Source organism: Rhodococcus sp. PSBB066 (assembly GCF_017068255.1).
GTDB lineage: Bacteria > Actinomycetota > Actinomycetes > Mycobacteriales > Mycobacteriaceae > Rhodococcus > Rhodococcus aetherivorans.
On sequence record NZ_CP070859.1, the window covers coordinates 4,197,263 to 4,218,238 of the forward strand.

The 20,976-nt window shown below is 70.0% G+C and carries 20 protein-coding genes; 10 read left to right on the forward strand and 10 right to left on the reverse strand.

Annotated features, from left to right (window positions below; genetic code table 11):
- Nucleotides 1–55: 55 nt before the first annotated feature.
- On the forward strand, nucleotides 56–1,495 hold the full coding sequence (locus JYA75_RS18975) for a lipase maturation factor family protein (RefSeq protein WP_065922588.1): 1,440 nt from the start codon (nucleotides 56–58) through the stop codon (nucleotides 1,493–1,495).
- Nucleotides 1,496–1,974: 479 nt separating this feature from the next.
- Here the strand turns inward: JYA75_RS18975 and JYA75_RS18980 are convergent, their stop codons facing one another.
- The 3 genes from JYA75_RS18980 to JYA75_RS18990 all read right to left on the reverse strand — a co-directional run bounded on the left by JYA75_RS18980 (nucleotide 1,975) and on the right by JYA75_RS18990 (nucleotide 4,550).
- Nucleotides 1,975–3,357 carry a wax ester/triacylglycerol synthase family O-acyltransferase gene (locus JYA75_RS18980; RefSeq protein ID WP_203329247.1) on the reverse strand — a complete coding sequence of 461 codons (1,383 nt, stop codon included), beginning with the start codon at nucleotides 3,355–3,357 and terminating at the stop codon, nucleotides 1,975–1,977.
- A gap of 44 nt (nucleotides 3,358–3,401) precedes the next feature.
- Complete coding sequence (locus JYA75_RS18985) at nucleotides 3,402–4,052, reverse strand: response regulator transcription factor (RefSeq protein WP_029543555.1); 651 nt, start codon at nucleotides 4,050–4,052, stop codon at nucleotides 3,402–3,404.
- A gap of 75 nt (nucleotides 4,053–4,127) precedes the next feature.
- The gene (locus JYA75_RS18990; protein WP_029543553.1) at nucleotides 4,128–4,550 is read right to left on the reverse strand and encodes a pyridoxamine 5'-phosphate oxidase family protein; all 423 of its coding nucleotides are present in this window, start codon (nucleotides 4,548–4,550) and stop codon (nucleotides 4,128–4,130) included.
- A gap of 211 nt (nucleotides 4,551–4,761) precedes the next feature.
- On the opposite strand from JYA75_RS18990, the gene JYA75_RS18995 reads away from it, so the two are divergent.
- From JYA75_RS18995 to JYA75_RS19005, 3 genes are all read left to right on the forward strand, one after another.
- The gene (locus tag JYA75_RS18995) at nucleotides 4,762–6,468 is read left to right on the forward strand and encodes a GAF domain-containing sensor histidine kinase (RefSeq protein WP_203329248.1); all 1,707 of its coding nucleotides are present in this window, start codon (nucleotides 4,762–4,764) and stop codon (nucleotides 6,466–6,468) included.
- A 212-nt stretch (nucleotides 6,469–6,680) separates the two neighbouring features.
- On the forward strand, nucleotides 6,681–7,145 hold the full coding sequence (locus JYA75_RS19000) for a hypothetical protein (RefSeq protein WP_239010468.1): 465 nt from the start codon (nucleotides 6,681–6,683) through the stop codon (nucleotides 7,143–7,145).
- 96 nt (nucleotides 7,146–7,241) lie between these two features.
- On the forward strand, nucleotides 7,242–8,417 hold the full coding sequence (locus JYA75_RS19005) for a glutamate--cysteine ligase (protein ID WP_203329249.1): 1,176 nt from the start codon (nucleotides 7,242–7,244) through the stop codon (nucleotides 8,415–8,417).
- Between the two features lie 22 nt (nucleotides 8,418–8,439).
- Here JYA75_RS19005 and JYA75_RS19010 read toward each other — a convergent pair whose 3' ends face one another.
- The 4 genes from JYA75_RS19010 to JYA75_RS19025 form a co-directional block, all read right to left on the reverse strand.
- On the reverse strand, nucleotides 8,440–8,877 hold the full coding sequence (locus JYA75_RS19010) for a nucleoside deaminase (RefSeq protein ID WP_029543547.1): 438 nt from the start codon (nucleotides 8,875–8,877) through the stop codon (nucleotides 8,440–8,442).
- Between the two features lie 65 nt (nucleotides 8,878–8,942).
- A complete protein-coding gene (locus JYA75_RS19015) occupies nucleotides 8,943–10,844 on the reverse strand; it encodes an ATP-binding protein (RefSeq protein ID WP_203329250.1) in 1,902 nt (633 codons plus the stop codon).
- A 111-nt stretch (nucleotides 10,845–10,955) separates the two neighbouring features.
- Nucleotides 10,956–11,558 carry an LppP/LprE family lipoprotein gene (locus JYA75_RS19020; RefSeq protein ID WP_203329251.1) on the reverse strand — a complete coding sequence of 201 codons (603 nt, stop codon included), beginning with the start codon at nucleotides 11,556–11,558 and terminating at the stop codon, nucleotides 10,956–10,958.
- A 194-nt stretch (nucleotides 11,559–11,752) separates the two neighbouring features.
- Nucleotides 11,753–13,081, reverse strand: coding sequence for a cyclopropane-fatty-acyl-phospholipid synthase family protein (locus JYA75_RS19025; RefSeq protein WP_203329252.1), 1,329 nt, complete (start codon nucleotides 13,079–13,081; stop codon nucleotides 11,753–11,755).
- 466 nt (nucleotides 13,082–13,547) lie between these two features.
- Between JYA75_RS19025 and JYA75_RS19030 the strand changes: the two genes are divergently transcribed.
- The 4 genes from JYA75_RS19030 to JYA75_RS19045 all read left to right on the forward strand — a co-directional run bounded on the left by JYA75_RS19030 (nucleotide 13,548) and on the right by JYA75_RS19045 (nucleotide 17,055).
- Nucleotides 13,548–14,795 (forward strand): amidohydrolase, encoded by a 1,248-nt coding sequence (locus JYA75_RS19030; RefSeq protein ID WP_203329253.1) that lies wholly within the window; start codon nucleotides 13,548–13,550, stop codon nucleotides 14,793–14,795.
- Nucleotides 14,796–15,031: 236 nt separating this feature from the next.
- Entirely contained in the window at nucleotides 15,032–15,199 is a 168-nt protein-coding gene (locus JYA75_RS28880; protein ID WP_231772855.1) for a hypothetical protein, read from the forward strand.
- 189 nt (nucleotides 15,200–15,388) lie between these two features.
- Nucleotides 15,389–16,054 (forward strand): HEAT repeat domain-containing protein, encoded by a 666-nt coding sequence (locus tag JYA75_RS19040; protein ID WP_203329254.1) that lies wholly within the window; start codon nucleotides 15,389–15,391, stop codon nucleotides 16,052–16,054.
- Nucleotides 16,054–17,055 carry a MerR family transcriptional regulator gene (locus JYA75_RS19045; protein WP_203330198.1) on the forward strand — a complete coding sequence of 334 codons (1,002 nt, stop codon included), beginning with the start codon at nucleotides 16,054–16,056 and terminating at the stop codon, nucleotides 17,053–17,055. Before JYA75_RS19040 ends, JYA75_RS19045 begins: the two co-directional genes overlap by 1 nt.
- A gap of 112 nt (nucleotides 17,056–17,167) precedes the next feature.
- On the opposite strand, the gene JYA75_RS19050 is transcribed toward JYA75_RS19045, so the two are convergent.
- Entirely contained in the window at nucleotides 17,168–17,551 is a 384-nt protein-coding gene (locus tag JYA75_RS19050; RefSeq protein WP_203329255.1) for a VOC family protein, read from the reverse strand.
- Between the two features lie 154 nt (nucleotides 17,552–17,705).
- Here JYA75_RS19050 and JYA75_RS19055 point away from each other — a divergent pair, with 154 nt between their 5' ends.
- Nucleotides 17,706–18,164, forward strand: a complete 459-nt coding sequence (locus JYA75_RS19055) for a hypothetical protein (RefSeq protein WP_006930659.1) — start codon at nucleotides 17,706–17,708, stop codon at nucleotides 18,162–18,164.
- On the opposite strand, the gene JYA75_RS19060 is transcribed toward JYA75_RS19055, so the two are convergent.
- Nucleotides 18,151–18,450, reverse strand: coding sequence for a protease inhibitor I42 family protein (locus JYA75_RS19060; RefSeq protein WP_029543529.1), 300 nt, complete (start codon nucleotides 18,448–18,450; stop codon nucleotides 18,151–18,153). The two genes, JYA75_RS19055 and JYA75_RS19060, sit on opposite strands and share 14 nt — an antisense overlap.
- 143 nt (nucleotides 18,451–18,593) lie before the next feature.
- Between JYA75_RS19060 and JYA75_RS19065 the strand changes: the two genes are divergently transcribed.
- Nucleotides 18,594–19,031 (forward strand): SRPBCC family protein, encoded by a 438-nt coding sequence (locus tag JYA75_RS19065; RefSeq protein ID WP_006930655.1) that lies wholly within the window; start codon nucleotides 18,594–18,596, stop codon nucleotides 19,029–19,031.
- 107 nt (nucleotides 19,032–19,138) lie between these two features.
- Here the strand turns inward: JYA75_RS19065 and JYA75_RS19070 are convergent, their stop codons facing one another.
- Nucleotides 19,139–20,959, reverse strand: a complete 1,821-nt coding sequence (locus JYA75_RS19070; RefSeq protein WP_203329256.1) for an NAD(P)/FAD-dependent oxidoreductase — start codon at nucleotides 20,957–20,959, stop codon at nucleotides 19,139–19,141.
- Nucleotides 20,960–20,976: the final 17 nt, after the last annotated feature.

Sequence of the window (20,976 nt, forward strand, 5' to 3'; positions counted from 1 at the left end):
AACGCGGTGCGCGTGCCATGCTCGAGGGGTCCGCACCGGTACGAGGTGACCTGCCGTGGAATGGTACGACGCCGACGGGTATTCGCTGGGACGGCTGCTGTGCACGCGCGCGCTGGCCCTGGTGTACCTCGTCGCGTTCCTGGTGGCGCTCAACCAGTTCCGGGCGCTGCTCGGGAGCACCGGCCTGACGCCGATCCCCCGCTTCCTGAAGGCGACGTCGTTCGGCCGGGCCCCGAGCGTGTTCCACCTGCGCTACTCGGACCGTCTCTTCGCGGCGGTCGCCGGTCTCGGCGCGGTCCTGGCCGCCGCCACCGCGCTCGGGGTGACGGACCGGCTGCCGCTGATCGCGTCGATGCTCGTCTGGTTCCTGCTGTGGCTGCTGTACTTGTCGATCGTCAACGTCGGACAGGTCTGGTACTCGTTCGGCTGGGAATCGTTGCTGCTCGAAACCGGCTTCCTGGCGATCTTCCTCGGCAACGCGGACACCGCCCCGCCACTGCTCGTCCTGATCCTGCTGCGCTGGCTGCTGTTCCGGCTCGAGTTCGGGGCGGGCCTGATCAAGATGCGCGGCGACCGGTGCTGGCGGGATCTGACGTGCCTGTACTACCACCACGAGACCCAGCCGATGCCGGGCCCGCTGAGCTGGTACTTCCACCACCTGCCCAGGCCCCTGCACCGGGTCGAGGTGGCCGGGAACCACGTCACCCAGCTCGTGGTGCCCTTCTTCCTGTTCGCGCCGCAGCCGATCGCGGGGATCGCGGCGTCGATCATGATCGTCACCCAGTTGTGGCTGGTGGTCAGCGGCAACTTCTCCTGGCTGAACTGGCTGGCGATCGTGCTGGGCCTGTCGGTGATCCCGGACAGCTGGTGGGAGCGTCTGCTGCCGCTCGAACCCGGTCCGGGGTACGGGACGACGCCGACGGTGTTCGTGGCGGTGGTCGTGGCGCTGACCGGGACGGTCGCGGTGCTCAGCTACCTGCCGGTGCGGAACATGCTCTCCCACCGGCAGGCGATGAACGCCTCGTTCAACCGGTGGCACTTCGTCAACACCTACGGCGCGTTCGGCAGCATCACCCGGCACCGGCACGAGGTGATCGTCGAGGGCACCTCCGATCGGGAGGTGGGCCCCGGCACCGTGTGGCGCGAGTACGAGTTCAAGGGCAAGCCCGGCGACGTGCGCCGCCGGCCCCGCCAGTACGCGCCGTATCACCTGCGGCTGGACTGGCTGATGTGGTTCGCCGCGCTGTCCCCCGACTACGCGCGCTCCTGGTTCGGGCGACTGCTCGAAAAGCTGCTGACCAACGACGAGCACGTGACGGCACTGCTGCGGCGTAACCCGTTCCCCGACGCGCCGCCCCGCTGGGTGCGGGCGCGGTACTTCAGCTACCGGTACACCACGTGGCGCGAGCGCCGCGAGACCGGCGCGTGGTGGGTGCGCGAGTACATCACCGACTACATGCGGCCGGTGGCCCTGGCCGAACGCGACGCCGAATGAGGTCCCCGGAGCCGGCGGCGCTTTCGAAAATTCAATCTCGCGTTATCTCACCTTTATCGAACATCAACGTCGGGTAAAGAATGAGATCGACCGGGCGACCGGTATCCGGGACCCGGACAGGAAAAGGGGCCTGCGTCCTCAACCCGCAGGCCCCCTCTATTTCCCCCGGATCAGCTGAGGTTCATGTCCTCGGCGGAACCGGAGAAGAAGTCGAACGCGCCGAAGAGGTCGGCGATCGCTCCGAAGAAGTCGGCCAACGTTCCAAAGTCCATGCTGGAGCTCCATTTCTGATCTTGTACATACCGTACCGGTGCCGTGCACCGAACCCAATTGTTACCAAACGCGCCGGGTCCCGCAATTCGAGCGCGGACCCGGCTGCCGCACGCGGTACGGGAAATCGGGTTCGCGAAATTCTCAGCACTCCGCGCACGCAATTCGCTGGCGCGCACGGTCGGCGCGATCGCGCCTGAAGGGCCGTGTCAACGACGCGGCGGGCCGCCGACCGCCGCGACGCCCAGCTCCGCGAGACCGTCGACGATCCCGCCGGCGAACTCGTCGACGTCCGGGACGAGATCGGCATCGGCGACGACGTCGACGTTCAGCCGGCCCGCGTAGGACAGCACGCCGACGGCGACACCGACGTTGCCCTGCACCACGCCGACCTGGAACAGCTCGCGCACGCGGGCACCCGCGAAGTACAGCGGCACGGGCGGGCCGACCAGATTGCTGACGAACAGATTGACCAGCCGTTGGCGCCGCATCACCCGCACCGTCCACCGCTGGAGCAGCCGTCCCCCGGGCTGCAGCGGCGGCTCCCGCTTGAGCCGCGCGGTCTCCCGGGCGACGGCCGCGACCCGGGCGGCCACCGACCCGGGCCCCACCGGCAGGGGCACGAGCAGGATCCCGACCCGGTTCCCCGGGCTCCGGTCGTCGGCGGTGCGCAGCGACGCCGCCACCGACGCCTTCAGGATCAGGTCCGGGTCGAGTTCGCCGCGCGCCGCGAGGAGCCGCCGCGCGCCGGCGGCCACGGCGGCGAGCACGACGTCGTTGACCGTCGCACCGTGCGCGTGTGCGACGCGCCTGACCTCGGCGAGGTCGCAGCGCACCAGGCTCAGCCGGCGGTGCGGCCCGACGGGACCGTCGAACGACACCCGCGGGGCCCGGCCCTGCCGGGCGAGCGAGCGCAGCTGCCGCACCCGCAGGGCGGCACGTCGCGCCGCCACCGTCGGCCGCACTGCCCGGAGCCACCGCCACGCGGCCCCGGGCCGGCGGTGCAGGTTGTCGCGGACGAGCGTACGCACGGAGGGTGGCGGAACCGGGGTGGGCACGGGACCGGGGCCCTCGTCGGGCGCGGTCGCGACAGTGTCGAGCAGGGCGCCGAACAGTTCGAGGGCGGCGATGCCGTCGGCGACCACGTGGTGGAGCCGCAGCAGCAGCGCGATCGTCCCGTCGTCCCGGTCCGTGAGCAGCCACATCTCCCACAGCGGCCGGGACCGGTCGAGGCGTGGTTCGTCGAGTTCCGCGCAGGTGCGCAACAGGGTGGCCTCGTCGCCGGGAGCGGGCAGGGCGCGGGTCCGCACGTGGCACGAGATGTCGAAGTGCGGGTCGTCGACCCACACGGGCGGTCCGGCACCCGGCGGCGGGCGGTGCAGCCGCTGGCGCAGCCGGGGCGCGCGGCGGATGCGCCGCGCGACGTGCTCGCGGATCGCCGCCAGCCGGAGGCGTCCGGCCGCATCGCGCAGCGGCGCTCCGTCCAGGACGGCGAGCGCGGCCACGTGCATGGGCACCCCGCGGTCCTCGACGCGCAGGTTCCCTACGTCGAGCGGGCTCAGCCGCTCGAATCGGGGCCGGTCGTCCGTCATGGTGCCCGCCCTGCCGTCCGCAACGCCCGGGCGGCGCGGAACGTTCAGCGGCCGCCGGGGCGTCTCGGCGGCACCTTCGTCGCCAGTACCGCGGCCTGGGTGCGGCGTTCGACCCCGAGCTTGGCCAGCAGCCGCGACACGTAATTCTTCACCGTTTTCTCGGCCAGGAACATCCGTTCGGCGATCTGACGGTTGGTCAGCCCCTCGCCGAGCAGCGCGAGCAGGGTCCGTTCCTGATCGGTCAGGTTCGCATACGGTCCGCCGTCGTTGCTGGTGTCGGCGCGCAGCTTCGCCATCAGCGTGGTCGCGGCGCGGCTGTCGAGCAGGGACTTGCCTGCCCCGACGTCCCGCACGGCCTGGATCAGCTCGGTGCCGCGGATGTCCTTGAGCGCGTAGCCGCTCGCGCCGGCGAGTATCGCGTCGAGCATCGCCTGCTCGTCGGTGAACGAGGTCAGCATCAGGCAGCGCAGTCGCGGCATCTGCGAGAGCAGTTCCCGGCACAGCTCGATGCCGTTGCCGTCGGGGAGCCGGACGTCGAGCACGGCGACGTCGGGTTCTACGGCAGGAACCCGCACGAGAGCCTCGCCGTACGACGACGCCTCCCCCGCGATCGTCAGTTCGGGATCCGTGGTGAGCAGGTCCGCGATGCCACGGCGGACGACCTCGTGGTCGTCGACGAGAAAGACCTTGACCATGCGCCAGCCTCCAATCCCCGGTCAGCACGGTACCGCACGGTGTGCCGGCTCACGGTCGGCTCGGGGACTGGATGGTCAACCGCGCTCGCCGGGCCACCACGGCAGCGTGGCACGACGCCCACTGATGTGCTCGACGTCGATGACGAGGAGGGGATCCTCCGTGCCGATGCCCCACGGCAGGCCGCCGGCGCCGTCGAATCCGCGGAGACCGTCCGTGCCGCGCGCGAGCCGGGCGCGGCCGATCGCGACCACGCTCCACCCCGAGCGGGTCGGCGCCTCGAGTTGTTCGGCATGGAAGGCGAGCAGCCTGCCGTCGAAACGCTCGAACCACCCGTCGTCGCCGGTGGGAACGACGATCTCGCCGTTCGGCGCCGCGAAGGTCACCGGGTGCACCGCGGGCAACGCCCCGTCGGTGTAGACCAGACGGCCGGTCGGCACCGACCGCAGCAACGCCATGCATCGACCCGGTGCCAGCGGAGCTTCCGGACCCGTCGTCATCCTGGGCTTTCCCTCCTGCAAAGACATCTCCGCACTCCACCCTCGCCCGTCGAGGCGGCCCGCGGCAGGGTCCAAAGTCGTCACCACCGGGGCGCAAGTCACCGCGCCGGGGGTGACCCACGGATTACCCTCGGCACAATGGGAAAAACCGGGCCTTTCGAAGCGGCCCGGCACGCGGCGCACGGGACGTAATCCACCGAAGGGGTGAGCGATGGCCGCCGACGAGGAAACGTTGCTCGCGGGGACCCTCTCGCAGCTGCGACTGAGGGAGCTGCTCGCGGAGGTCCAGGACCGTATCGACCAGGTGATCGTCGCGCGCGATCAGATCGACGGTCTGCTCGAGGCCGTGCTCACGGTCGCGTCCGGGCTCGAGCTCGAGGCGACCCTCGAGCGCATCGTGCACGCCGCGATCGAGCTCGTGGACTGCCGCTACGGCGCCCTGGGCGTCCTCAACCGCCGCGGCGACGGATTGCAGAACTTCGTGTACGAGGGCATAGACGCAGACACCCGCGCGCTGATCGGCGACCTCCCCACCGGCCATGGACTGCTCGGACTGCTGATCGAACAGCCGAAACCGATCCGCCTCGACAATCTGGCCCAGCACGTGGCCTCGTCCGGCTTCCCGGCCCACCACCCGCCCATGCGGACCTTCCTGGGTGTCCCGGTCCGGGTGCACGGTGAGGCGTTCGGCAACCTCTATCTCACCGAGAAGGCCAACGGTCAGTCGTTCACCGAGGACGACGAGGTGATCGTGCAGGCCCTCGCGGCCGCGGCGGGCATCGCGGTGGACAATGCGCGCCTGTTCGAGGAGGCCCGGCTGCGGCAGCGCTGGCAGGAGGCCACGAGCGAGATCCGCGCCGAGCTGCTCGCCGACACCGACCCGGAGGAGGTGCTCGGCCTGATCGCCCGACGCGCGCTGGCCCTGTCGGAGGCGGACCACGTGCAGATCGCCCAACCCGAGGATCCCGACGTGCCGCCGGAGGACGTCGCGGCCCTGATCGTCACCGCATACGCCGGTTCGGACCCGTCCGGGTTCGGGGGCAAGCGGATCCGGGTCGAAGGGACCGCGACCGGAACCGTGTACCGGTGCGGTGAGCCGCTGCAGGTCACGGAGTTCGACGGTGACGGCGACCGGCACGGGCCCGCGCTGCTGCTGCCGCTGCGCGCGTCGACCGACACCATTTCGGGGGTGCTGTCGGTCATTCGCGATCCGGGGCGGGAGCCGTTCGACGACCGTCAGCTCTTCCTCGCCACCTCCTTCACCGATCAGGCGGCGCTCGCGCTGAAGCTGGCCGACGACCAGCGACGGCTCAACTCTCTGACCGTGCTCGCCGACCGGGACCGCATCGCGCGGGACCTGCACGATCACGTCATTCAGCGGCTGTTCGCCCACGGCCTGAACCTGCAGAGCACCCACGCCCGCACCCGGGCGCCGGAGATCCGCGGGCGCCTGGCGGACATGATCGACGACGTGCAGAGCATCATCACCGACGTGCGCACCGCGATCTTCGACCTGCACGGCGGGATGGAGGGCACCCGGCAACTGCGGCAGGCCCTGCACGACATCGTCGCCGAACACACCGCCGACGTCGGCCTGCGCACCGTCGTGCGCATGTCCGGGCCGCTCAACGTGGTCACCGGAACCCTCGCCGATCACGCCGAGGCGGTGCTGCGGGAGGCGATGAGCAACGTGGTGCACCACTCCGGCGCGAACAACGTCACCGTCACCGTGTCGGTCGACGACTACCTCACCATCGACGTCACCGACAACGGCGTCGGCATTCCCGCCACCGTCGCGCGCAGCGGACTGCACAACCTCGCCTCCCGCGCCGAGGAGGTCGCGGGCACCTTCACCGCTACCGCGGTCGACACCGGCGGCACCCGCCTGCTCTGGTCGGCGCCGCTGCCCGAGGACTGAGCTCGCACCGCCGGCGGCGGACGGCTCCCGGCCCCGGTATCTCGCCGCGGGCGCGGCAGCGGGCCGCACCGAGGCGGTGACCGGCTCGGTGGGGGAAGGCGGCAACAATTGCTGCGGCGCTCCTCGTCGCCGTTTCCCTTCGCGGCCGTGCCGATCCCAATTCCGAATCGCCGTTTCTGTCCTTTCTCGGCCGGAAGTCGAGATTCTCCGGTATGCGCCGGATCGCCCGGTGCGGGGCTATCATCGAATTCGGCAGAGGGAACCCGATGAACACGAACACGAGCGCACTGAGCGACCAGATTCGGGCCGTACACCAATTGGTGCGGACGCAACTGCAGATACTCGAAATTCGCCACGAGCGCAGCTCACATCCGATGGCGAAGCAGCAAATTGCGGCGGACATTCGCTATTTGTCGGAACGATGCGACGCCCTCGAACGAATTCTGCATTCGCACACGACATCCGCGAAGTCGTCGTCGTCTCGGGCGGCGCGGCTGAGCGACTGCATCGCCACCATCGCCGGCTCGGCGGACAGGCGCAGCGTCGCCGCCCTCGAACACGTCCTCGCGGACCAGCTGGCCGACCGCGTCCGCACCCTCGAATCCCTCGCGATCGCACTCGGAGACCGGCCGCTGCAGCAGTGGGCACGCGGCATCCACGCCGTCGGCGCCGCCTGATTTCCCTCCCGTTTCCTTCCCACCTGCCCGGGACGCGTGCCAGGCTGGAGCCACGGTCCTGCCGAGCTGTTTCGGCCGTTCCGGTTGGAGGAGACGATGACGTCCACGCTGCCGCGCCGTGCCGAATCCGACCGTGGCGATGTCCCGGGCCGGCTGCTGACCATGGGCGTCGAGGAGGAGTTGCTGCTCGTCGACGCCGACTCCGGCCGGCCCCGGCTGAGCAACGCCGCCGTCGTGGCCGATGCCCGCGAGTCCGGGCTCGACCTCCAGCTCGAGCTGTCGCGCTGCCAGGTCGAGACCGCCACACCGGTCTGCACCCGGATCGACGACCTGCGGCAGGAACTGCGCGTCTCGCGCACGGTGGCGGCGGCGGCCGCCGCACGCGCCGGGTCCCGCCTGCTCGCGGCGGCAGTGCCCCCGTTCGACACCACCCCGCCCGGGGCGCTCACGGACGCCGCCCGGTACCGGCGGATGGCCGAGCACTTCGGGGTGGTGACCGATCAGGTGATCTGCGGCTGTCACGTCCACGTCGGGGTGCCCGATCGCGACGTCGCGGTGCAGGTCTGCAATCACCTGCGGCCCTGGCTGCCCGCCCTGCTCGCGCTCACGGCGAACTCGTCCGTCACCGCCGGCGCCGACACCGGTTACGCCAGCTGGCGTCACATCCAGTGGGGGCGCTGGGCCAGCGGGGGGCCGCCGCCCTTCTTCCGGTCCGCCCGGCACTACGACGACGTCGTCGCCATGATGCTCGACGCCGGCACCGTCCTCGACCCCGCGATGGTCTACTGGGACATCCGGCTCTCGCCGCACCTGCCCACCCTCGAGATCCGGGTCTGCGACGTGCCCGCCACGATCGAGGAGACCGTCACCGCCGCCACCCTCGTCCGCGGACTCGTGTCCACCGCGCTCACCGCCGTCCACCGCGGTGACCCGGCGCCCCGGCTCGAGGCCGACCGACTGAAGGCCGCGTGCTGGCGCGCCGCGCGGGAGGGCATCGACGGCTACGGGATGGACCCGCTGACGCAACGGCCCGTCCCCGCAGCCCGGCTGCTGGGCTCGCTGCTCGAGCACGTGCGGCCCGGCCTCGAGGAGGCCGGCGACTTCCCGTCCGCGCGCGCATCGGTGCGGCGGATCCTGCGCCGGGGCAACGGCGCGCGCCGTCAGCGGCGAGCGCTCGCGGAGTCCCGGAGCACGGCGGACTTCGTCGCGGAACTGGCCCGCATCACCGTCGAGGGGTGCGAGCCGGCCGCTCCCCCACCGACGGCCCGGTGATCGCTCCTACTCGGTGATCGCCCTACTCGGGGGGTGTGACGCCGATGTCCTCGTGCCACAGGTCCGGGTGCTCGGCGACGAACGTCGCCATCATGTCGATGCAGCGTCGATCGTTCAGCACCGTCACCTCGACCCCGTGCTCGGCGAGCCAGTCGTGGCCGCCGGTGAACGTGACGCTCTCCCCGATCACCACCGCGCCGATGCCGAACTGCCGGATCAGGCCGCTGCAGTACCAGCACGGCGACAACGTCGTCACCATGATCGTCGAGCGGTAGTCGCGCCGGCGGCCCGCGGCCCGGAAGGCGGCGGTCTCGGCGTGCAGCGACGGGTCCCCCTCCTGCACCCGCCGGTTGTGGCCGCGGCCGAGCAGCGTCCCGTCGGCGGCGAACAGGGCCGCGCCGATCGGGATGCCGCCCTCGGCGAGGCCGAGCCGGGCCTCCGCGAGCGCGACCTCGAGCATCGCGTCCGGGGACGGACTCCCGGCCGGTCCGCGTGCATTCGTCACGGCACCACCCCGAATCGCGGTCAGGCGAACGACTTGTGGATCTGCGCGCCGTAGCGGCGGATGATCTTCTGCTTGGCGGCGGTGTAGGCGTGGACGTCGTCCTGCAAGCCCCTGTTCTCGAGCGATCGGCGTGCCAACTCGCCGGCGATCACGTCGAGGAACAACTCGGCCAGCAGCAGTCGTGCCGCATCCCGGAACCGGCCCCGGCCGTCCAGATACAGCTGCACGGTGGGGTCGCCGGTGTTGATGAGGATCGTTCGCTGCTCGGGGTCGTACACGGCACGTCCACCGTCGTCCCCGAGATAGCGCAGGTCGTAGCCGACGAACATGTCCTCGCCGTGGTCGCGTGGCGGCCGTCGGTGTTCCTCCGGATGGGGCGGGGTGTGCGGGCGCGGCACATGGTGCGGCGACGGCGCGTTCTCGGCGATGACGATCTCGCACCACGCCCAGAACGCCCCGGACCGCACCATGATCTCGCCGCGCTCCCCGGCCGCCTCGCCGACGACCGTCCATTCCAGCCGCTGCACACCGGCCTTCTGCTCCACGGCAATCTCGGCGGGCCAGGGGTCGATCCGCATCGAGTCGGGCAGCGTGTACGTGATCGTCAGCCTGTCGTCGCCGGGCAGGCGCTCGGTGTCGACTTCCAGAGTGACGTGGAACCGATGGCCGGGCCTGCGGTAGTAGAAGGGCGTCGTGAATTCAAGGACGACCGACTTCCCCGTGCCGGTCGCGGTCGTCAGCGGTGCCGATGTCGGCGCCGGCCCGATCCCGAGATCCCGGATCGCCGACTCGCTCATCCGGTGCAGCAGCCGGTCGATCATGTGCGCGGTGTGCTCGGAGGTTATCGCGTGCTCGAGGTGTCTGAGCTGATCGCGTTCGGCCAGCACATATTCGGCGAGCCGAACGCTGACCGCATGCGAGAATGCGGCGACGAACCGGTCCTTGTGGTTCAGACCCTCACGCTCGTCGCTGATGATCGGCTCACCCTGCCCGAGCCGCTCGATCAGGGCCGCGCAGTGCACGGTGCCGAACAGGTACTCGGCGCCCACCTGGTTCTCGTACTCGAACATCTGACAGTCGAGCACGGCGAGGCCCGAGACGACGACGAGACCGTTCGTGCGCTCGTCCCCCGACATGGCCAGCTCGGCACCTTCGGCCCGCTTCAGGGTGAGGGTGAAGGTGTACTCGTCGCCGTCGAAGTCGAAGCTGCCGGGCGCGTCCGGACCGATCAGCACGAGCGCCGGGGGTTCGTCGAAGAGCACCCGGCCGCTGCGCTGGATCTCGTGCCGACCGGCGACGTGCACCACCTCCACGCTCCGCCGCGACAGCACCTCACGCAGGTAGACGTTGTCGGACAGCGCCTGCACCACGGTCTGGTACCGGGAGATGACCACGTGCGGGTTCTCCACGACCAACGTCACCCGGGTACCGTTCCCGGGGATGCCGAGGCGTTCGCGGTCGTCGTCGGAGACCGGCCGGTCGCCGCCGTGGTCGTCGTAGAGGTAGCCGCCGTTCTCGCCGCGGAAGAGGTCGATGCGGGTGAGCCGGCCGTCCTTGACGGTCTCGACCGTTCCGGCGCCGACACCGAACACGGCCTGCTTGAGGCCGCGCCCGAAGTAGCCCCGCCCATGGCCCTCGCCCCGCGACAGCGGGCTGTGGGCTGCCCCGTACGCCAGGATGCGGGCGGCCTGATCGAACGGCATACCTTCGGCATGGTCGGTGACCTGCAGGACCGCGCCCGACTGGTGGCGCTCGTAGGTGATGTCGATGCGGCCGTTCGCCTGTGCGCGGCCGTTGTCCAGCCGGGAGTAGCTGTCGTCACTGTTGGTGATCAGTTCGACGAGCGCCTTCTCGATCGAGGCGAAGCGCCGCGAATCGATCCCGATCACACGCTGGTCCACCGGAATGGGGGCGACTGCCATCGTTTCTGCCTTGTCTGTTCCGTCGGGCAGTCCTGAGGGTGGCTTCCCGACCTTGCCGCGATCGTACCGACGTTCGCGTCGATGCCGCGGCAATCGAAGTGCCCGGCGATGTCACCGCATTTCGTCGCATCCCGTCGACTCCAGGTACTCGTCCGGCAGTCGCCCGACGGTGACGACCCCGCCGTCGGACCACGTGAACGTCAGCTCCGCGAAACCGGTAGCGGCCGCGTTCGGCTCGCCCTCGCGCGGGTAGTTGTATTCGACGTCGATGGAGTCGAAGGCCGTTGCGACCACCGCCGGGTTCAGCGCGCACGGCGTAGCGGTGCCGACGTAGTCGCCGCGGTGGAACAACAGCAGGTGGGTCGGCGACGATCCCGTCGCCCCCACGATCCCGACCTGCGCGTAGCTCAGGTCGCTGCAGCGGTTGTAGTTGCCGTTGTACGCCTGCAGCCACGTGGCATCGGGGATCTGCTGCGGCGGGGGTAGCTGCTCGACCACCGCGAAGACCTCGGGTGCGTCGAGGTCGACATCCGGGTCGCACGGCTGTTCGCCCACCGTCGTGGACACGGCGGCCCCGCCGGTGGGTGCCTGACGGGAGGACGTCGCGGTGGTCGGTTCGGCCACCGGCTGCCCGTCCTGCGGCTGCGCGCACCCGGCCAGGATCGCCATCGCAAGGGCCGACACAAGGGTGACACCGGCTGTGCGACTCGGCATGGGGCTCCTCGGACTCTCGGGTGCGACGGCGGTCGCCGCGACGGGTACGAATGGTGTCAGTTCGGATCATCCCAGTCGAGGCCCGTGGCAAGGTCGCGGAATGGTCAGCTCGGTCGAGCCGAGCAAACTCCGGCTACCTCGTCAGAAGCCGGTAGAACTCCGCATCGTGTCCGTGTGCCGGCAGAGGACCGACATCACTGCGTGTGACTGTGGCCCGGCGGAGAGGGGTCCGGTTCGGGTGGCCGCAAGAGTTCGGCGCGGGTGCCGGGCATGCCGCTGTGACCCCGTTCGGTGCATTTGACCGCCAGAACCTGATTGATCCCGAGCCGGTTCGCCGCAAATGCCAACGCCGAGCCGGCCATGTACAGCCGCCATACTCGTGCCCGCCCGGCGCTGCTGTGGGCCACCGCCTCGTCCCAGTTCGACTCCAGGTTCGCCACCCAGGCCCGCAGGGTCGTCGCGTAGTGCTCGCGCAGCGACTCGACATCGCGCACCTCGAAACCGGCCCCTTCGATCGCCTCGATCATCGTCGCGAGCGGCACGATCTCGCCGTCGGGGAACACATAGCGATCGATGAACGACGTTTTCGAGAACTCGGCGAGGGATTTGCCCGGTCGCCGCGAGATCGCGTGGTTGAGCAATCGCCCCTGCGGGCGTAGCAGCGCGAACAGGTCCGCGGCATAGGTCGCCAGCATCGCAGCACCGACGTGCTCGGCCATGCCGATGCTCGAGATCGCGTCGTAGGGGCCATCGGTGACGTCGCGGTAGTCCTGGACCCGGATCTGCACCAACTCGCCCACGCCCGCGTCGACCATCCGTTTGCGGGCGTAGTCCGCCTGTTCGTGGGACAGGGTGACACCGACGACGTGCGCGCCGTAGTGACGTGCCGCGTGCAGCGCGAAGGTCCCCCACCCGCAGCCGACGTCGAGTACCCGCATCCCCGCGGTCAGGCCGAGTTTGCGGGCCACCAGATCGCATTTGGCGTACTGGGCGGCGTCCAGATCCTCGCTCTGCGCCGCCCAGTATGCGCACGAGTAGGTCATCGACTCTCCGAGCACGAGTCGATAGAAGTCGTTGCCGACATCGTAGTGGTGGCTGATCGCGGCGGCGTCACGCCCCTTGTCGTGCCGGCGCCCGCGCACCGGTTTCATCTCCTCCGCCGGCGGCCGCGGGGGCGGGCCGAGGATCCCCAGGCGCAGCGCCGCTTTCACCAGCGCCTTCTTCGTGTGCCCGTCGATCCGGACACCCGGGCCGCGGCTCGGGTCCGACACCTGCTCCAACACGTCCAGACCGGCGAGCAGGTCCCCCTCGATGTCGATGTCGCCGGAGACGTAGGCCCGAGCGAAACCGAGATCGTTGGGCGCCCACAGCAATCGCCGTAGACCACGCCTATTGACCAGGTGCACCCGCCAGGGCGCGTCCGCAGGCCCACTCCGACTGCCGTCCCAACACCTGATCCCGACCGGAGCCTGCGCGCCCAGCACCGCACGAACCAGCGGCGCCACCGTGTCAGCGACTGTCATACGCACCTCCGTCACAGTTCGGGCCCGACCACCATCGCGACTGCGCGGTTCCCGCTGCTCGCCGTGACGCTCAGGGCCTGTCAACCCGCACCCGCGTCCCGCAACGCCGCCTCGTCGACAGTATCGATGGAACCCCCCTCGCCGCACACCATTACACCAGTCTCCGTGTCACCACACCGGCTTCGTCGAGCTTGCACACCTCGTCGACCACCGGTCCGGCGCCCCAGGCTTCGCCAGGGCAGCCCTCGACCCGCGCCGGCTGTGGCCGATAGCGCTTCGGGCGAGGCGGTGGCCGAACGTATTCGTGCGCAACCCGTTCGAGCCGGGTCGCATGAAGTCACCCCGCGCCGAGTAAGGGCGTGGAAGGATGGCCTCACGCACAACCGCGCTCCGTGTGCACAGCCAGCCTCATGGAACTCGAAGGTCGAGTCGTCTGCCCAGCAGAAGACGTAATCGAAGGAAAACCATGACCGCACCCGGCGGTATCACGATCGATCCGGCACTCGTCGATCTGTACAAGGACCTGCACCGGCATCCCGAGCTCGGATTCCGAGAACACCGCACCGCCGCGATCGTGGCCGACCGGCTGAGGGCATCGGGATTCGAGGTCACCACCGGCGTAGGGAAGACCGGCGTGGTCGGCGTCCTGAAGAACGGGCCGGGGCCGACCGCGCTGCTGCGGGCGGACATGGACGCCCTTCCCGTCCGCGAGGACACCGGGCTCGACTACGCCGGCACCGCCACAGCCACCGACGAGCACGGCGGCACGGTGCCGGTCGCTCATGCGTGCGGCCACGACCTGCACACCACCTGCCTGCTGGGCGCGGCCCGAATTCTCGCTGCCGACCGGTCCGGCTGGACCGGCACCCTACTGCTGGTGTTCCAGCCCGCCGAGGAGCTGGGCGCGGGTGCGCAGGCCATGGTGGACGACGGGCTGTTCGACAGATTCCCGAAGCCGGACGTCGTGCTCGGTCAGCACGTGGCGCCCCTGCCGGCCGGCAAGATCGCCGGACATCCCGGCCCGTCGTACGCGGGCTCGGATTCTCTGCGGGTGCGGCTCGTCGGAAGGGGCGCGCACGGATCGATGCCGGAGGCGTCGGTCGATCCCATCGTGTTGGCCGCCGCCACGGTGTTGCGTCTGCAGACCGTCGTCTCCCGGGAGATTCCGAGTACCGCGACCGCGGTGCTCACCGTCGGGTCGATCCATGCCGGTGACGCCGCGAACGTGATTCCCGGGCACGCCGAGATCCAGTTGAACATCCGCAGTTACGACACCGCCGTGCGCCGCCGCATCCTCGACAGTGTCGAACGCATCGTGCGCGGCGAAGCTGCCACGGCCGGCGCGCCGGAGGACCCGACCATCACCGAGATCGAGCGCTTTCCGGTCGTCACCAACGACGCGGACGCGTTGCGCACGAGCCTCGAGGCCTTCGCGACCTGGCTGGGGCAGGACAACATTCTCGATCCGGGAGCCGGCGCCGGAAGCGAGGACGTCGGCATTCTCGCGACCACCGCCGGGGCGCCGCTGTCCTACTGGCTTCTCGGCGGCGCCGATCCGTCGCTCTTCACCACCGGTGACATGACCGATCCCGCGCTGCTCACCGTGCCGTCCAACCATTCACCCCACTACGCCCCTGTAATCGAACCGACGCTGCCGATCGGGGTCGCCGCGTTGGTGACCGCTGCCCGGACGTGGCTGCCGTCGACTCACTGACCGTCCGCAGCACCGGTCTCGATGCGTCCGCAATCACCCGCTACCGGCTGCACCGCATCGACCCATACCGAGTTGCTGGACGACAAGCGACCTTACGTCAAGTGACTGGGGTCTGGTGACCGGCAACACCGGCTCGGCCGGCAACATCACCCCCTGATCAATGCGGCGGTGTACCTGCGCACCGATCCGAGCACCCCGCCGCTTCGCGGGTGGACCATGGACTTCGACTACTGCCCGTGCACGGTTCACTGGCGCAACGAGACGACCGGCGCCCCCGGCACCGCAAAGCCCACACCGACCTGCTGCCGGTGCAGACCGCTGCGGACGCGATCACCGCTACCGTCACCATCGACGGGGCAAGTATCACGCTGCAGTCGGGCGCCCCCACCTGGCACGCCGCGTGAACGAGCGGTGAATCCGGGGCCGGACGGTCCCTCGAACAGCGCCGATTCCCCGCACGACGGATGCGGCCGAGGGAGATGCTTTCGTCGGTGCGCGCGGATCGTGACGCCAGGCGCTGCGCCGACGGCGAGCATCACTTGACCTTCACACTGTGACAAGCGCTCGAATGGTCGACGAAGGAGGTGTATCCCATGAACACAGCCAGCCACGGCGAGCCGGATGCTCGCCTCGTCGCCGCCCTCGTCAGTGCCGATCCGGCAACTCGGCTGCGGTCGGCGCTCGAGGCCGGCACCCTCGCCGACGTGCGGCTCACGACCATCCTCGTCGGCCGGTGCGGCGTCGAACCGGACTTCTTCGTCCGCGACATGCTGACGTGGGCGCTGTGCCGGCTCCCGGCCGACGTCACCGTGCCGAGACTGCTCGAGGAACTCGGCTCCGGCAGCGCGCAGGCCCGCAGTCAGGCCCTGCACACGCTGTCCAAGATCGGCGATCGGAAGGCCTGGCCTGCGGTGTCGGCGATGCTGCACGACGGGGACGACGACGTTGCCCGCAGTGCCTGGCGGGCGGCTGTCACGCTCGTGCCGGCCGGCAGCGAGGGCCGGCTCGCCGCGGCTCTGGGGACCGCACTCGGCCGAGGCGACCACGACCTGCAACTCAGCCTCAGCCGTGCACTGGCGATGCTCGACGAGGCGGCGACGCCGGTCCTGGAAGCGGCCATGGTGAGCTCCGACCCCGGCGTCCGGGCGCATGCGGAAGCTACCGAACGGCTCCGCCTCGATCCCGACAGCGGGTTCACACTGTCGCTGGAGCTGGCGAAACGTGTCGCCGCCACCGCACCGGACCGGGAAGTGACGTGATGTTGATCGGTGAGGTCTCGCGACGTTCCGGTGTCAGCACCCGCATGCTGCGCCACTACGACGCCCTGGGTCTGGTGACGCCGACGGGTCGCACCTCCGGCGGCTACCGCGAGTACACCACCGACGACATCCGTCGCCTCTTCCATGTGGAGAGCCTCAGGAGTCTGGGCTTGTCGCTGCACGAAACCAAACGCGCGCTGGACGAACTCGACTTCGCGCCGGCCGAGTTGGTGCACGACCTGATCCGGCACACCCGTGCGCGGATCGCTGCCGAGACCGAACTGCTTGCGCGACTCGAGCGGGTCGACTCGGCCGCGCCGGAAGCGTGGGAGGACGTCCTGCGCATCGTCACACTGCTACACGCGTTCGAATCGGAGTCCGGGTCCCGCCGTCAGCAGGCCGTCCTGTCGCAGCACGAGAACGCGGCGCTGCCCGTCGAGGCTCTGGCCGAGGCAGCACTCGCAGAGGACGACCCGAATGTCGCCGGGGCGCTGCGCTGGTCGTTGGCGAGGGCAGGGGCTGCGGGGCTGGCGGAGTTGGCTGCCGGGTTGGACTCGGCAGACATCGACGTCCGGCGGAGGACGATCGCTGCTGTCGCGGAGGTGCACGTCCCAGCCGCGACCGCGCTGCCGTCGAAGGCTCTCGACGACAGCGATGTCACCGTCCGCGACCGCGCCGCCGTGGCCCGCGGCTCCCGGGGTGCCGGGGAGGCCGTGCCGATCCTGCTGGAGATGGTCGTCGAGGGCCGGGCCGACGTCGAAGCCGCCGAGGTTCTCGGCATGCTGGCCGCCGTGTCGGTGTCCACGGTCGACGTCGTCCGAGCCGTGCAGGAAGTACTCGACGGGACGCTCGACGCGCCTGCACGCCTGCGCGTCACGCAAGCGCTCGCCGAGATCCCCGGACCTGCGGCACGGGACGTCCTCATCGCACTGACCGACCACCACGACCGGGTGGTCGCAACGACCGCGTCCGTGATCCTGGACAGGCGCGAGTCACCGTGAACGGCTGAGGTGCGCCCAGCACCCCGCGGGGTGCACGGGCCGAGTCGATCCGCCCCGGCCCTCCTCGCAGGGTGCGTTCACAGTCGACGTCGAACAGCCCCCGACGCGGCCGCTACACGCCGCGCCTCGACTCCCACAACCCGATCACGTTGCCCTCGGTGTCGGCGAAGTACGCCGCGAATCCCATGTTGCCGACGGGCATTCGCCCCGTCACCGTCTTCCCGCCGAGGGATTCGATCCTCTGCAGCGCGGCGTCGATGTCCTCGACGTCGACGGTCACGACGGGACTCTTCAACTCGTCGCGTCGGAACATGCCCCCGTTGATGTACCCGGGTTCGGTGGAGGTGCCGGTCTCGTCGACGGGACCGGTGGTGACGAGGGTGTAGTCCATGCCGGGGACGTCCGCGAGCGACCATCCGAATGCGTCGCGATAGAAGGACCGGGCGCGGTCACCGTCGTCGTAGGGGAGCTCGAAGTGCACGATGCGTCCTGCCATGACGTTCGCCTCCTGTGCGACCGGAACGACCGGGTTTCAGCGTAGCCTCCGCGAACTGGTGGACCCGCCCGATCGAGGCCGATCGGCGCTAAGCCATCGCTAAGAGGATGCGGGTGTACTCGACCGTGACAGACCGGTCGAGCGAGGAAGAACCATGCACGAGAGCACGTTGACCGTCCACCTCCGGGCGGTGCTGCAGTTGACGCAGACGCAGATCCAGATCTTGGCGGCGCGCCGGGAGCGCACGGCCGACCCGGTGCGCCTGCGGGAGATCGCGGACGATCTGGAGCACGCGCTCGGCTACCGGGACGCTCTGGAGCAGGCCCTCCAGGATGGCGGCGCGCCGGCCGAGCGCCCGTCGGCGCGGGCCGCGCGCCTGAGTCGCTGCGTGGAGCAGATTGCGACGTCCGGCGACGGGCGCCGGGTGGCGGTGCTGGAACGGGTCCTGCACGAGCAGCTGGTGGACCGCACCCGGGCGCTGGCTCGACTCACCGCGGCCGGCGACCATCGGCCGGTGCACTACTGGGCACGGCGCTACCTGGCGCACTGCCGGAGCCTGGGCGAACCGCAACCGGCCGGGGGCGACGAGCAGTGGTCCGTCAGGTCACGGTGACGGTCATGCTCCGCTCGTCCGCCGACCTGTGCTCGGCCCGCTGCAACTGGAGCGACACCGGCCAGGTGCCGGGCCGCTTGGCGCGCAGGTAGAGGATGCGTTCGCTGCCGGCGCCGGGGAGCGGATTCCGGGACGGCACGAATCGCACGTCGCTGAGCAGGAGACCCTTGCCGATGTGGGTGGGGCACCAGGTGTAGTCGCGGGAGGTGTTCTCCGGCAGGTGCAGTTCGATGGTGTCGCCCACGGCGACCTGCAGGTCCCGGGGTCCGGTCGTCACGTGCCTCATTGGACCAGAGTACGGCGGCTTTGTGATCTATGTCACTATCGAGAGCGATCCGGGGGCCTCGTTCGTCGGAACACGTGTCGGGGGTCCGTGAGGCGGGTACCCGGACCACCGGCATGGGAATCGACCAGGGAGTGGGAAGTCATATGGCCGCATCGGTGTCAGACGAGTTCGAGATCGAGGCGACGCCCGAGCAGGTGATGCGCGCGTTGACCGACATCGAGCGCATCCCGGAGTGGTCGTCCTCCCACAAGGACGTGCAGGTCGAATCGCGGCACGACGACGGCCGGCCCCGCGTCGTGCGCATGACGCTCGCACTGTTCGGCATCTCGGACACGCAGGTGATCGAGCACGAGTGGACCGAGGAGTCCACCTCGTGGACGCTGATCGAGAGCGAGATGCAGCACTCCCAGGACGGCGAGTACCGCCTGACCCGCACCGAGCGCGGGACGCGCGTGCGGGTGACGATGTCCACCGACCCGAAGATCCCGGTGCCGGGCTTCATGCTCAAGCAGGGCCAGAAGCACGCGGTGAAGACGATCCGCAAGGGTCTGACCGAGTTCGTCCTGCGGCACTACGCCTGACCCGGCAGCCTGACCCGGCACCAGGTCCGGCACGCCACCCGCCCACAGTCTCGGCACGCCGAGCCGCCGGCGCGTCGTGCGCGCCGGCGGCTCGTCGCTTTCCGGGATCAGCTCAGGTGGTGGACCTCCTGAAGCCCGTACACCGGCGTCGGGATCCCCTCGTGCCGGGCCTTGAGCTGCAACGCCAGGTACAGCGAGTAGTGCCGCGACTGGTGCAGGTTGCCGCCGTGGAACCACAGGCCCTCCTGCCGGGTGGGCTTCCACATGTTGCGCTGCTCGCCCTCCCACGGGCCGGGGTCCTTGGTGGTGTCCGACCCCAGGCCCCAGCACCTGCCGACCTTGTCGGCGACGTCCTGGCCGATCAGGTCCGCCGCCCACCCGTTCATCGAGCCGTAGCCGGTCGCGTAGACCACCAGGTCGGCCTCGAGTTCGGTGCCGTCCTCGAGGATCACGCTGTTCTCGGTGAGTTCGCGGACGCCGCCGTGGGCCAGCTTGATCTCGCCGTCGGCGACGAGTTCGGCGGCACCGACGTCGATGTAGTAGCCGGACCCGCGGCGCAGGTACTTCATGAACAACCCGGAGCCGTCGTCCCCGAAGTCGAGCATGAACCCGGCCTTCTCGAGCCGGGCGTAGAAGTCGGCGTCGCGCTCCCGGATCGCGTTGTAGACGGGAATCTGGAACTCGTGCATGATCCGGTACGGCAGCGACGCGAACGTCAGGTCGGCCTTGGCCGTCGTCATCCCCGCGGCCAGGGCCCGCTCGGAGTACAGGTCGCCGAGGCCGAGGTCCATCAATGAGTCGGATTTGACGATGTGCGTGGACGAGCGCTGCACCATCGTCACGTCGGCGCCGACCTCCCACAGCGCGGCGCAGATGTCGTGCGCCGAGTTGTTCGCGCCGATCACCACGGCCTTCTTGCCCGCATACGCGTCCGGCCCGGGATGCTGGCTGGAGTGGTGCTGGTCCCCGCGGAACCGGTCCATGCCGGGGAAGGTCGGGATGTTGGGCTTGCCGGACATGCCGGTGGCGAGCACCAGCTGCTTCGGCCTCAGCACGACGGGTTCGCCGTCGCGGACCACGTTCACGGTCCACTCGCCGGTCGCCTCGTCGTGGGACGCCGAGGTGCACGTGGTCTTGGACCAGTAGGGCACCTCCATGACCTTGGTGTACATCTCGAGCCAGTCACCGATCTTGTCCTTGGGCGCGAACACCGGCCAGTTCTCGGGGAACGGCATGTACGGCAGGTGGTCGTACCAGACGGGATCGTGCAGGCACAGCGACTTGTAGCGGCCGCGCCACTGGTCGCCGGGCCGGTCGTGCTTGTCGAGCACGAGCGCGGGCACGCCGAGCTGGCGCAGGCGGGCGCCCAGGGCGATGCCGCCCTGGCCGCCGCCGACGATCACGACGTACGGCTGGGTGGTGTAGCCGAGTTCGCGCTCCTCGGCCTCGCGCTTCTCGGACCAGGTGACGCGGTTGCGGTCGGCGCCGTGCTGCACGCCCTTGGGCCGGCGGACACCCTTGCTCTCCTCGTGCCCCTTCAGCTCCTGCATCGTGGTGAGCAGGGTCCAGGCACCCTCGTCCTTCAGCCGCAGGTGCCCGACGCCGCGGCCCACAGCGGTCTCGAACGCGATCCAGGCGCTGACGACGCCGCCGTCCTCGGTGGGGGGCTCGGTGGTGCGGAACCCGCTGGGGTCGGCGTCGTGCAGCCGCGCACGGAGCATGTCGGCGACACCTTCCCGGCCCTCGACGGTCTTGAGGTTCCAGGTGAAGGCGACCAGGTCGCGCCAGAAGCTGTCGGTGGCGAACATGCCCGCGGCGGCCTCGACGTCGCGCGCGGCGAGGGCGGCCTCGAAGTCGGCCAGCCACGCGTCGACCCTCTCCTGCGGTCCGGTGATCGCGGCGTCGGGTGGGGTCAGTGTGTCGGTCATTGCGTGCTCCTCGTCCT

Bases quoted from the DNA above. Each gene is read 5' to 3' on its own strand.
- JYA75_RS18980 (WP_203329247.1), bottom strand. From the start codon at position 3,357: ATGACGGACGACCGGCCCCGATTCGAGCGGCTGAGCCCGCTCGACGTA.
- JYA75_RS18985 (WP_029543555.1), bottom strand. From the start codon at position 4,052: ATGGTCAAGGTCTTTCTCGTCGACGACCACGAGGTCGTCCGCCGTGGC.
- JYA75_RS18990 (WP_029543553.1), bottom strand. From the start codon at position 4,550: ATGACGACGGGTCCGGAAGCTCCGCTGGCACCGGGTCGATGCATGGCG.
- JYA75_RS18995 (WP_203329248.1), top strand. From the start codon at position 4,762: ATGGCCGCCGACGAGGAAACGTTGCTCGCGGGGACCCTCTCGCAGCTG.
- JYA75_RS19000 (WP_239010468.1), top strand. From the start codon at position 6,681: ATGCGCCGGATCGCCCGGTGCGGGGCTATCATCGAATTCGGCAGAGGG.
- JYA75_RS19005 (WP_203329249.1), top strand. From the start codon at position 7,242: ATGACGTCCACGCTGCCGCGCCGTGCCGAATCCGACCGTGGCGATGTC.
- JYA75_RS19010 (WP_029543547.1), bottom strand. From the start codon at position 8,877: ATGCTCGAGGTCGCGCTCGCGGAGGCCCGGCTCGGCCTCGCCGAGGGC.
- JYA75_RS19015 (WP_203329250.1), bottom strand. From the start codon at position 10,844: ATGGCAGTCGCCCCCATTCCGGTGGACCAGCGTGTGATCGGGATCGAT.
- JYA75_RS19020 (WP_203329251.1), bottom strand. From the start codon at position 11,558: ATGCCGAGTCGCACAGCCGGTGTCACCCTTGTGTCGGCCCTTGCGATG.
- JYA75_RS19025 (WP_203329252.1), bottom strand. From the start codon at position 13,081: ATGACAGTCGCTGACACGGTGGCGCCGCTGGTTCGTGCGGTGCTGGGC.
- JYA75_RS19030 (WP_203329253.1), top strand. From the start codon at position 13,548: ATGACCGCACCCGGCGGTATCACGATCGATCCGGCACTCGTCGATCTG.
- JYA75_RS19040 (WP_203329254.1), top strand. From the start codon at position 15,389: ATGAACACAGCCAGCCACGGCGAGCCGGATGCTCGCCTCGTCGCCGCC.
- JYA75_RS19045 (WP_203330198.1), top strand. From the start codon at position 16,054: ATGTTGATCGGTGAGGTCTCGCGACGTTCCGGTGTCAGCACCCGCATG.
- JYA75_RS19050 (WP_203329255.1), bottom strand. From the start codon at position 17,551: ATGGCAGGACGCATCGTGCACTTCGAGCTCCCCTACGACGACGGTGAC.
- JYA75_RS19055 (WP_006930659.1), top strand. From the start codon at position 17,706: ATGCACGAGAGCACGTTGACCGTCCACCTCCGGGCGGTGCTGCAGTTG.
- JYA75_RS19060 (WP_029543529.1), bottom strand. From the start codon at position 18,450: ATGAGGCACGTGACGACCGGACCCCGGGACCTGCAGGTCGCCGTGGGC.
- JYA75_RS19065 (WP_006930655.1), top strand. From the start codon at position 18,594: ATGGCCGCATCGGTGTCAGACGAGTTCGAGATCGAGGCGACGCCCGAG.
- JYA75_RS19070 (WP_203329256.1), bottom strand. From the start codon at position 20,959: ATGACCGACACACTGACCCCACCCGACGCCGCGATCACCGGACCGCAG.